General features: G+C 41.5%; 11 protein-coding genes, 1 tRNA gene and 1 rRNA gene. 8 read left to right on the forward strand and 5 right to left on the reverse strand.

Annotated features, from left to right (window positions below; all coding sequences use genetic code 11):
* Window positions 1-21: 21 nt before the first annotated feature.
* The 5 genes from nudC to glmS all read left to right on the forward strand — a co-directional run bounded on the left by nudC (window position 22) and on the right by glmS (window position 4,900).
* Window positions 22-816, forward strand: a complete 795-nt coding sequence (gene nudC, locus CKV69_RS09705; RefSeq protein ID WP_015702667.1) for an NAD(+) diphosphatase — start codon at window positions 22-24, stop codon at window positions 814-816.
* Window positions 813-1,877, forward strand: coding sequence for a uroporphyrinogen decarboxylase (gene hemE / locus CKV69_RS09710; protein ID WP_005736025.1), 1,065 nt, complete (start codon window positions 813-815; stop codon window positions 1,875-1,877). The genes nudC and hemE overlap by 4 nt, the downstream gene beginning before the upstream one ends.
* A gap of 14 nt (window positions 1,878-1,891) precedes the next feature.
* Entirely contained in the window at window positions 1,892-2,482 is a 591-nt protein-coding gene (locus CKV69_RS09715) for a YjaG family protein (RefSeq protein WP_005718796.1), read from the forward strand.
* Between the two features lie 151 nt (window positions 2,483-2,633).
* The gene (locus CKV69_RS09720) at window positions 2,634-2,906 is read left to right on the forward strand and encodes an HU family DNA-binding protein (protein ID WP_005724684.1); all 273 of its coding nucleotides are present in this window, start codon (window positions 2,634-2,636) and stop codon (window positions 2,904-2,906) included.
* A gap of 161 nt (window positions 2,907-3,067) precedes the next feature.
* On the forward strand, window positions 3,068-4,900 hold the full coding sequence (gene glmS / locus CKV69_RS09725; protein WP_005718791.1) for a glutamine--fructose-6-phosphate transaminase (isomerizing): 1,833 nt from the start codon (window positions 3,068-3,070) through the stop codon (window positions 4,898-4,900).
* Between the two features lie 132 nt (window positions 4,901-5,032).
* Here the strand turns inward: glmS and CKV69_RS09730 are convergent, their stop codons facing one another.
* From CKV69_RS09730 to metN, 5 genes are all read right to left on the reverse strand, one after another.
* Window positions 5,033-5,152, reverse strand: a complete 120-nt coding sequence (locus tag CKV69_RS09730) for a hypothetical protein (RefSeq protein WP_016532846.1) — start codon at window positions 5,150-5,152, stop codon at window positions 5,033-5,035.
* A 6-nt stretch (window positions 5,153-5,158) separates the two neighbouring features.
* Window positions 5,159-5,326, reverse strand: a complete 168-nt coding sequence (locus CKV69_RS09735; RefSeq protein ID WP_005752243.1) for an alkaline phosphatase PhoX — start codon at window positions 5,324-5,326, stop codon at window positions 5,159-5,161.
* Between the two features lie 306 nt (window positions 5,327-5,632).
* A complete protein-coding gene (locus CKV69_RS09740; RefSeq protein WP_038641817.1) occupies window positions 5,633-6,463 on the reverse strand; it encodes a MetQ/NlpA family lipoprotein in 831 nt (276 codons plus the stop codon).
* 43 nt (window positions 6,464-6,506) lie between these two features.
* The gene (locus CKV69_RS09745; RefSeq protein WP_005718785.1) at window positions 6,507-7,196 is read right to left on the reverse strand and encodes a methionine ABC transporter permease; all 690 of its coding nucleotides are present in this window, start codon (window positions 7,194-7,196) and stop codon (window positions 6,507-6,509) included.
* The gene (gene metN, locus CKV69_RS09750; RefSeq protein WP_015702670.1) at window positions 7,189-8,223 is read right to left on the reverse strand and encodes a methionine ABC transporter ATP-binding protein MetN; all 1,035 of its coding nucleotides are present in this window, start codon (window positions 8,221-8,223) and stop codon (window positions 7,189-7,191) included. Before metN ends, CKV69_RS09745 begins: the two co-directional genes overlap by 8 nt.
* Window positions 8,224-8,415: 192 nt before the next feature.
* Between metN and gmhB the strand changes: the two genes are divergently transcribed.
* From gmhB to CKV69_RS09765, 3 genes are all read left to right on the forward strand, one after another.
* Complete coding sequence (gene gmhB / locus CKV69_RS09755; protein ID WP_005755313.1) at window positions 8,416-8,970, forward strand: D-glycero-beta-D-manno-heptose 1,7-bisphosphate 7-phosphatase; 555 nt, start codon at window positions 8,416-8,418, stop codon at window positions 8,968-8,970.
* A gap of 338 nt (window positions 8,971-9,308) precedes the next feature.
* Window positions 9,309-10,850: ribosomal RNA gene (locus CKV69_RS09760) — 16S ribosomal RNA — on the forward strand.
* Window positions 10,851-10,943: 93 nt separating this feature from the next.
* A tRNA-Glu gene (locus CKV69_RS09765) sits at window positions 10,944-11,019 on the forward strand.
* Window positions 11,020-11,057 lie beyond the last annotated feature (38 nt).

Here is an 11,057-nt window from a genome sequence, read left to right on the forward strand (position 1 = left end):
TGCTATATTTTGTGAGCCTATATGAATGCGATTCAACCTGATGATGCCGGTTATTGGTTATTAACCCAAGATTCAGCCTTATATTTGATTAATGGGGAGCTACCTCAAGGTAAGGCAATTGATTTTCAGTTACAAGGCTATAATGGGATGATAATTGGTGAGCTCAATGGGCGGCCTTTATGGTTGGTGGAGGAGATAGCGGACGATCAGCGAACCTATTTCTCTTTACGTAGCTTATTAGCGTTGCCAGAAGCGCATTTTAATCTGCTTAACCGTGGTGTTGAGCTAAACCATTTCTTTAAAACTCATCGTTTTTGTGGCAAATGTGGACATCCTACTGACCTTGTGCAGCAGGAATGGGCGATTCAATGTCAGAATCCATCTTGTTCACACCGCACTTACCCTGTGATTTGTCCTTGTATTATTGTCGCGGTACGCCGTGGTGCACAAATTCTATTGGCTAACCACCAACGTCATAAGGGCGGCATTTACACGACTTTAGCGGGATTTGTTGAAGTAGGTGAAACCTTTGAACAGGCGGTACATCGAGAAGTGTTGGAAGAAACAGGCATTCAGATTCAGAATTTACGTTATTTCGGGAGCCAACCTTGGGCTTTTCCTAATTCTGCTATGATTGGCTTTTTAGCCGATTATGCAGGAGGAGAGATTTGTGTACAAGAAATGGAAATTCATGATGCGCAATGGTTTGATTATAATGCGCCCCTCCCAGAGTTACCACCGAAAGGCACTATCGCGTTAAAATTAATTGAGCATACATTGCAACTGTGTGCTGAGGAAGAAAGGAAAGCAACATGACTGCATTAAAAAATGATCGCTATTTAAAAGCATTATTACGTGAGCCTGTCGATATGACACCGGTTTGGATGATGCGTCAAGCGGGACGCTATTTACCAGAATACCGTGCGACGAGAGCCGTCGCGGGGGACTTCATGTCTTTATGTCGCAATGCAGAGCTAGCTTGTGAGGTCACGTTACAACCTCTACGTCGTTACCCGTTGGATGCCGCCATTTTATTTTCTGATATTTTAACTATCCCAGATGCCATGGGGTTAGGCTTAAGTTTTGGGGTGGGCGAAGGACCGAAATTTGCGCATCCAATTGAAACGCAACGTGCAGTGCAAAATTTACCCATTCCCGATCCTGAAGGTGAATTACAATATGTGATGAATGCAGTACGCACCATTCGCCGTGAATTAAAAGGGGAAGTGCCGTTGATTGGTTTCTCAGGTAGCCCTTGGACATTAGCAACCTATATGGTAGAAGGTGGCAGCAGTAAAGCCTTCACTAAAATAAAAAAAATGCTGTATGCCGATCCCCAATTATTGCATCAATTATTAGATAAACTGGCAGATGCTGTCATACTCTATTTGAATGCACAAATTAAAGCCGGCGCACAGTCAGTGATGATCTTCGATACATGGGGTGGTGTGTTAGGGCATCGTGAGTATTTAGATTTTTCATTGCACTATATGCACAAAATTGTCGCAGGATTAATACGAGAAAATGAAGGACGTAAAGTGCCGGTAACCTTGTTTACGAAAGGTGGTGGCATGTGGTTAGAAGCCATGGCAGAAACTGGTTGCGATGCGTTGGGCGTTGATTGGACGGTTAATTTGGCACAAGCCAAAGCCAGAGTCGGACATAAAGTGGCGTTACAAGGCAATATGGATCCATCGGTACTATATGCCTCACCTGCTCGTATTGAACAAGAAGTGCGGTCCATTTTGGCGGATTTTGGTGAGGGATCTGGTCATGTGTTCAATCTTGGTCATGGTATTCATCAAGATGTGCCAGAACAAAGCCCAGCGGTGTTTGTTAACGCGATTCATCAATTTTCTCAACCCTATCATAAATAATACGCAGGAGAATTATGCGAAACCCTATTCATAAACGCTTAGAAAATCTTGAAACGTGGCAACATATCACTTTTATGGCGTGCCTTTGTGAACGTATGTTACCGAACTTTCAATTATTCTGTCAGGTCGTTGAGCAAGAGGAAAACGGCAAACTATATCAGAATATTTTGAACTTGGTTTGGGAACATTTGACGGTGAAAGGCGCCAAAATCAATTTTGAGAACCAGTTAGAAAAATTAGAAAATATTATTCCAGATTTAAATGAACACCAATTTTATGGTGCACTTCCAGCTGCAGATGCCTGTGAAGCCCTTTCTGAGCTTTTGCATACACTGATTGCGGGTTCCAGTTTAGAACAAGCCATAAAAATAAGCCAATTATCATTACAAACTGTGGCGACTTTTTTAGAACAGCAAGCTGAACAAGCATTATCTGAAAAAGCCTTAAAAGAAAGTGAGGAAATTCAGCAAGAATTGGACCTCCAGTGGCTTATTTACCGCACTTTGAACGCGTGTGAGAAGCGTGATATTGCGCTGATTTTAGACTTAAAAAATGAACTGCGCAGCACGGGAATCTCTAATATCGGTATAGAAACTGAGCAATAATGTGATGTTTATAACAAAATTTGAAAATCTTGCTTTGTTTTATGGCGAACTTAGATTAAGCTTGGCATTGCTGTGTCTACAGTAATCATTTTATCGGAAACACATCATGTCTTTCCTCACGATTTAAATAAAAAGTAGAAGGTATTTATTTATGAACAAAACGGATTTAATTGATGCGATTGCAAGTGCGGCTGAGTTAAACAAGAAGCAAGCAAAAGCAGCATTAGAAGCAACTCTAGAAGCGATTTCTGGTAGTTTAAAAGCGGGTGAACCAGTGCAATTAATCGGCTTTGGTACATTCAAAGTAAATTCACGCAAAGCGCGTACAGGGCGTAACCCACAAACAGGTGCAGAAATCAAAATTGCTGCTTCTAAAGTGCCTGCTTTCGTTGCTGGTAAAGCCTTAAAAGACGCTGTTAAATAATTAAGTCATACTTTTTCATATGTACACAAACACTCCAAATGAATCAGTTTTCTGTATTTAATATTTGCATAAACTGACCTGCTAACTATAATGAGCCTCATGTTTTAATTTTCTTTAGCGTAAACTTAACACATTAAACTTTTTATAAAAAGGAGAATACTATGTGTGGTATTGTTGGTGCAATTGCACAACGTGATGTAGCAGAAATTTTAGTGAATGGTTTACATCGTTTGGAGTATCGGGGCTATGATTCAGCAGGGATAGCCATTGTCGATCAAGAGAAACGATTGCAACGTGTTCGCTGTTTAGGAAAAGTACAGGTATTAGCTGAAGCCGTTGCGGCTGAAAAAATAACAGGGGGCACAGGGATCGCTCATACCCGCTGGGCAACACATGGTGCGCCTTCTGAAGATAATGCACACCCTCATGTATCAGGTCAGTTTGCGGTAGTGCACAATGGAATTATTGAAAACTATGAACAATTACGCATTGATTTACAACAGAAGGGTTATCAATTTCTCTCTCAGACCGATACTGAAGTGATTGCCCATTTAGTGCATTGGGTAATGCGTAACGAAACTTCGTTGTTACGAGCTGTGCAGCAGGTCGTAAAACAGCTAAAAGGGGCTTATGGGATGGTTGTGATGGACTGTGAACAACCAAATCATCTTGTTGCAGCTCGCTCAGGTAGCCCATTAGTGATTGGTTTAGGGATAGGGGAAAATTTCCTAGCCTCAGATCAACTTGCTTTGTTAAATGTGACACGTCGTTTTATTTTTTTAGAAGAAGGGGATGTAGCAGAAATTACTCGACGCACCGTCGATATTTACGATGTGAATGGACATCCCGTTCAACGTGACAGCCAAGACTCTCATCTTACACACGATGCAACGGAAAAAGGCACATTTCGTCACTTCATGCAAAAAGAGATTTTTGAACAACCTCGTGCTATCTTAAATACCCTTGAGGGCAGATTGCATCAGCATAATGTCTTGGTGGACAGCATCGGTAATGGCGCAGAACGATTATTAGAGCAGGTTGAACATATTCAGATTGTGGCTTGTGGCACCTCTTACAATGCAGGTATGGTAGCGCGTTATTGGTTTGAACATTTAGCAGGAATAAGCTGTGATGTGGAAATTGCTTCAGAGTTTCGTTATCGCAAATTTGTGACGCGCCCTAAGAGTTTATTGATTACCCTTTCCCAATCAGGTGAAACTGCTGATACGTTAGCCGCATTACGTTTAGCTAAAGAAAAAGGTTATATGGGTGCGATGACGATTTGTAATGTAGCGGGCTCTTCACTGGTACGAGAATCAGATCTTGCCTTTATGACTCGCGCGGGAGTAGAAATTGGCGTGGCATCAACAAAGGCTTTTACCACACAATTGGCAACCTTACTGATGCTAGTGATTGCCATTGGTAAAGTCACAGGGAACATTTCTCTGTCGCAGGAAGAAGAACTGGTTAAGGCCCTGCAATCTTTACCTGCTGAGATAGAGAAAGCATTAGCATTTAATCAACAAATTGAAAGTCTCGCGCAAGATTTTGCGGATAAACACCATGCCTTGTTTTTAGGACGAGGAGAGTATTATCCGATTGCGATGGAAGGCGCGTTAAAGTTAAAAGAAATCTCTTATATTCATGCGGAAGCCTATGCCGCGGGTGAGCTAAAACATGGTCCACTTGCGTTAATTGATGCGGATATGCCGGTGATTGTGGTCGCACCAACTAATGATCTTTTAGAAAAAGTAAAATCCAATATTGAAGAGGTGCGTTCTCGTGGCGGACAGCTTTACGTATTTGCTGATAAAGAAGCCGGCTTTACTGAAACGGAAGGAATGAAAATTATGACGATGCCAAAAGTCAATGAAGTGATTGCCCCGATTTTTTATACCATTCCTATGCAATTGTTGGCTTATCACGTTGCCTTAATTAAGGGAACCGACGTGGATCAACCGAGAAACCTTGCAAAAGCCGTTACTGTAGAATAATTGCGGTGTGGGGAATAGCATAAATGTCAAAGGCAGAGAATACGACTTCTCTGCCTTTTATCTCTCAACCTTACGGTGAGTTATAAAATTTTTCTCAGAATCAACCGCACTTTTACGGTCCCTATCTTTCCCTTATGAACTAATAACCCCACCGTCTTCTTTTTGAATCACCACGGTAGCAGAACGTGGACGTGTTTTTCCTTGTCTATCTGGCCAAGTTGAGATCGCGGTCACTTGGTCAGGTTCAGTCACCCGCTATCAGGCATCACCAGGATGCTGGATATTAATAAACATGGTTTTATTATCCGGTGTAAAGGCAATACCAGTGACTTCACTACCATTGGGTGCCGTTAAGAAACGTTTGAATTCGCCTTGTTCAGGGATAACAGCAATCCATGTTATGTTGGGCGATTCATTTTGTCCCACTTAATTTGAGTATGCTTCGCCTAGAAAGATGAGCTTTATCACATCTGACATAATACGGGTATCAGAAGAGTTCATCATAATATGTTCTTGTACTGAGTTAGTTATAATATGCGCCTGTTGCGAAAGTAAGGGGGGAAAGTTTATATAGAAGGGCTGTCTATAAAGAGATGTTAACAGTGTAATGAAAATTTAAAGGATGAATTGAAAAGAAAGATTAAACGCTATGTCATAGAAGGCGAAAAAAGAATAAAAAAATCCCCAGTCAAGTTGACCGGGGAGTACTGAAATGTAAGTAATAGTTGCGTCTTACCAACCTTTAACCACACCACCTTGGAAGTGTTTAAGTGCTTCTTGATACACTTCTTCGGTTTGGAATGCTTTCACAAAATCTTTGATCGCTTCATTGTCTTTATTATCTTCACGGCTCACCACTAAGTTAACATAAGGTGAATCTTTATCTTCGACAAAGATACCATCTTTTTCAGCGGTTAAACCTTGTTGTACAGCATAGTTATTGTTGATGATCGCGAAATCGACATCATCTAACATACGTGGAAGTAGTGAACCTTCAACTTCTTTGATTTGGAGATTTTTTGGATTCTCAATCACATCAATTGAGGTTGAGAATAAGTTACTTGGATCTTTTAACTTAATTAAGCCTTGTTTTTCTAAAAGTAATAATGCACGACCTAAGTTACTTGGATTGTTTGGTACCGCAACAGTTGCCCCATCTTGTAACTCAGAGACATTTTTGATTTTTTTAGAATACGCTGTAATTGGGAAAACGAATGTATTGCCTACGATCGCCAATTTATAACCACGTTGCTCAACTTCTTTGTCCATGTAAGGTTTGTGTTGGAAGGCATTAGCATCTAAATCGCCCTTCGTTAATGCATCATTTGGTTGAGTGTATTCCGTAAACTCAACTAATTTCACATCAATATTATATTTTTCCTTCGCAATTTTGGCAGCAACTTCTGTCACTTGCGCTTCAGCACTTGTCATCACTCCAACAGTTAATTTACGCGCAGCAGGTTCTTGTGGTGCAGCAGCGGCTGCCGGTTTATCATCTTTACAACCTGCTAGTGCGACAGCAGAAACCAGTGTTGCTAGACCAAAAAGTTTTGTTAATTTCATAGAAAATCCTCTAAAAAATGATGTTGTGTAAATTATATTTCAATTAACGGTGATCAAAACGTTCTGCTAAGTGGTCGCCCAACTTTTGGCTTAACATAACGATCAGGACGATAATGATGGTTGCGATCCATTTTACATAGATCATATTGCGGTGTTCACCATAAGTAATGGCTAAATTACCTAAGCCACCACCGCCGACAGCACCCGCCATCGCAGAGTAACCAATTAAAGCGACTAAGGTAAGCGTAATGCCATTAATTAAAATTGGGATCGATTCTGGTAAATAGTATTTGGTGACAATTTGCCAGTTTGTCGCTCCCATGGATTTTGCGGCTTCTGTTAAGCCACTTGGAATTTCCAATAATGCATTTGCAGTTAAACGTGCGAAAAAGGGAATGGCAGACACACTTAATGGCACGATAGCCGCTGTTGTCCCTAATGTTGTTCCAACCACCAAACGAGTAAAAGGAAGTAAAATAATCAGTAAAATAATAAAAGGTACTGAACGACCAATATTGATGATTACATTTAATACTTGATTGGCACGACGATTTTCTAAAATTTCACCTTTACCTGTTAGAAAAGCTAATAAACCAATGGGTAACCCAATCACGATAGCAAATAAGGTGGCAATAAACCCCATGTAAAGTGTTTCAAGAGTCGAAAGACCAACGAGCTCCCAAATTCTTGGTGTCATTTCTTGGGTGAAATCTGCCCATAATTGATCAAACATAGCCTAATACCTCAACTTTTACATTATGTTCCATTAAATAGGTTTTTGTTCTGGTAATCGCTTCGTCATCACCTTCCATTTCAGCAATCACAAAACCAAATTTAACACCGCCTGCATAGTCGATTTGCGAAGTTAAAATACTCAGATCGACCCCAAACATTTTAGATGCTTGCGATAATACAGGGGCATCGACAGTGCGACCAGTAAATTCAAATTTTACAATTGGCCAAGATGTCGCATTTCTTGGTGTTTCGGTTAATTTTTCCATATATTCTTCTGGCAGGCTAATATGGAATGTGGAACGGATAAACTCTTTTGCCAGTTGAGTTTGAGGATTCGAGAATATCTCACTCACCGAACCTTGCTCGATCAAACGTCCTTTGTCGATAACAGCCACATGATCACAAATACGTTTTACGACTTCCATTTCATGGGTGATCAAAAGAATCGTGATCCCTAATGTGCGGTTAATTTCTTTCAATAATGTCAAAATAGACTGCGTTGTTGCAGGATCTAAAGCACTGGTGGCTTCATCACATAATAAAACCTTTGGCTCACTTGCCAGTGCACGAGCAATAGCGACTCGCTGTTTTTGTCCACCTGATAAATTTGAGGGATAGACATCTTTTTTGTCAGTTAAACCCACTAATGCAAGTAATTCATTCACTTTTTGATGAATTTTCTCTTTTGGTGTATTTTCCAACTCCAATGGCAACGCGATATTGCCAAATACTGTGCGTGATGTTAATAAATTAAAGTGTTGGAAAATCATGCCAATATGGCGACGCTCGTGCACTAAATCCGCATTTTTTAACTGTGTTAAATCTTTACCATCAACAATGACAGCACCAGAAGAAGGGGTCTCAAGTAAGTTGACACAACGAATTAAAGTACTTTTCCCTGCGCCAGATGCACCAATCACACCGCAGATTTGCCCCTTAGGTACATGCAGTGAAACATTATCAAGTGCGGTCAATTTTTTACCTGACACATCAAACATTTTACTAATCTTTTCTAGCTTAATCATATAAGCCCTTTGTTTATCATTTTTTGTTACATTGGCTGTGTATTTTAGACGTCTAGATTTCCGTGTCAATATGTAATTTTAATATTTTTAGTACAATTTGTTATGAGATAGAAATAATCGCGACTTTATTTGCGAAGTGAGTCAAGAAAAGGGATAATTTAAAGCACATTTAAATAAAAGGAAGGCTCTCATATGAAAAAAGCAATTTTTTTAGATCGAGATGGCACATTAAATATTGATCATGGCTATGTTCATGAAATTGATCAGTTTCAATTTATTGACGGTAGCATTGAAGCGTTACAACAACTGAAAGCGATGGGCTATTTATTGGTACTTGTAACAAATCAGTCAGGTATTGCGCGTGGATATTTTAGCGAAGATCAATTTTTACAGCTGACAGAATGGATGGATTGGTCGCTGGCAGATCGAGGCGTTGATCTTGATGGCATTTATTATTGTCCACATCATATAGACGGAAAAGGAGAGTATCGTCAAGTTTGTGATTGTCGTAAACCAAAAGCGGGTATGCTATTACAAGCGATCAAAGAACTTAAGATTGATCCTAGTGCTTCTTTTATGGTGGGTGACAAAGTTGAGGATGTGTTAGCAGGAAAAGCAGCAAATATCAAAAATACTGTTTTAGTGAAAACAGGAAAACCGATTACAGCAGAAGGTGTAAAACAAGCAGATTATTTGTTAGCGTCCATTGCGGATCTACCAAAACTGATAAAAGGATTAAAAAGTTAACAAAAATCTAACAAGATTTACACATTAAGTTTAAAAAATAATCTTTTAATAAAAAATTTAATTTTTTTTGTAAAAAGGGGTTGCAAAGGGTTTTAAAATGCCTATAATACGCCCCACACAACGACGCGACGTTGTACGAGATAGTAGATACACCTCGCGTCGTTGTTTTTTGTTCTTTAACAATCTAACAGACAATCTGTGTGGGCACTTGTTGATTGATTTCATTTAAAAAAATTTTAAAATTGAAGTCTTAATAGGTGCTTAATACTGAAAATTCATGATACTTTTGAAGTAAATGTAAACTTTTAGCTAAGCAGTTTATTGAGCGATTGAACTTTGAATTGAAGAGTTTGATCATGGCTCAGATTGAACGCTGGCGGCAGGCTTAACACATGCAAGTCGAACGGTAGCAGGAAGAAAGCTTGCTTTCTTTGCTGACGAGTGGCGGACGGGTGAGTAATGCTTGGGAATCTGGCTTATGGAGGGGGATAACTGTGGGAAACTGCAGCTAATACCGCGTATTCTCTGAGGAGGAAAGGGTGGGACCTTAGGGCCACCTGCCATAAGATGAGCCCAAGTGGGATTAGGTAGTTGGTGGGGTAAAGGCCTACCAAGCCTGCGATCTCTAGCTGGTCTGAGAGGATGACCAGCCACACTGGAACTGAGACACGGTCCAGACTCCTACGGGAGGCAGCAGTGGGGAATATTGCGCAATGGGGGGAACCCTGACGCAGCCATGCCGCGTGAATGAAGAAGGCCTTCGGGTTGTAAAGTTCTTTCGGTAATGAGGAAGGGATGTTATTAAATAGATAGCATCATTGACGTTAATTACAGAAGAAGCACCGGCTAACTCCGTGCCAGCAGCCGCGGTAATACGGAGGGTGCGAGCGTTAATCGGAATAACTGGGCGTAAAGGGCACGCAGGCGGACTTTTAAGTGAGATGTGAAATCCCCGAGCTTAACTTGGGAACTGCATTTCAGACTGGGAGTCTAGAGTACTTTAGGGAGGGGTAGAATTCCACGTGTAGCGGTGAAATGCGTAGAGATGTGGAGGAATACCGAAGGCGAAGGCAGCCCCTTGGGAATGTACTGACGCTCATGTGCGAAAGCGTGGGGAGCAAACAGGATTAGATACCCTGGTAGTCCACGCTGTAAACGCTGTCGATTTGGGGATTGGGCTATATGCTTGGTGCCCGAAGCTAACGTGATAAATCGACCGCCTGGGGAGTACGGCCGCAAGGTTAAAACTCAAATGAATTGACGGGGGCCCGCACAAGCGGTGGAGCATGTGGTTTAATTCGATGCAACGCGAAGAACCTTACCTACTCTTGACATCCTAAGAAGAGCTCAGAGATGAGCTTGTGCCTTCGGGAACTTAGAGACAGGTGCTGCATGGCTGTCGTCAGCTCGTGTTGTGAAATGTTGGGTTAAGTCCCGCAACGAGCGCAACCCTTATCCTTTGTTGCCAGCGATTCGGTCGGGAACTCAAAGGAGACTGCCAGTGACAAACTGGAGGAAGGTGGGGATGACGTCAAGTCATCATGGCCCTTACGAGTAGGGCTACACACGTGCTACAATGGTGCATACAGAGGGCAGCGAGAGTGCGAGCTTGAGCGAATCTCAGAAAGTGCATCTAAGTCCGGATTGGAGTCTGCAACTCGACTCCATGAAGTCGGAATCGCTAGTAATCGCAAATCAGAATGTTGCGGTGAATACGTTCCCGGGCCTTGTACACACCGCCCGTCACACCATGGGAGTGGGTTGTACCAGAAGTAGATAGCTTAACCTTCGGGGGGGCGTTTACCACGGTATGATTCATGACTGGGGTGAAGTCGTAACAAGGTAACCGTAGGGGAACCTGCGGTTGGATCACCTCCTTACCTAAAATGGAACGACTGCAAGTGTTCACACAGATTGTTTAGTAGATTGTATGAATGAAATATATGGCAAAGTGGAGAGCATCTTTACATGTTGTCCCCATCGTCTAGAGGCCTAGGACATCGCCCTTTCACGGCGGTAACCGGGGTTCGAATCCCCGTGGGGACGCCATTTAAAGATGACTTTTGTTGTCTTTACTGTTCTTTAAA

The organism is Pasteurella multocida (genome assembly GCF_900187275.1).
GTDB classification, from domain to species: domain Bacteria; phylum Pseudomonadota; class Gammaproteobacteria; order Enterobacterales; family Pasteurellaceae; genus Pasteurella; species Pasteurella multocida.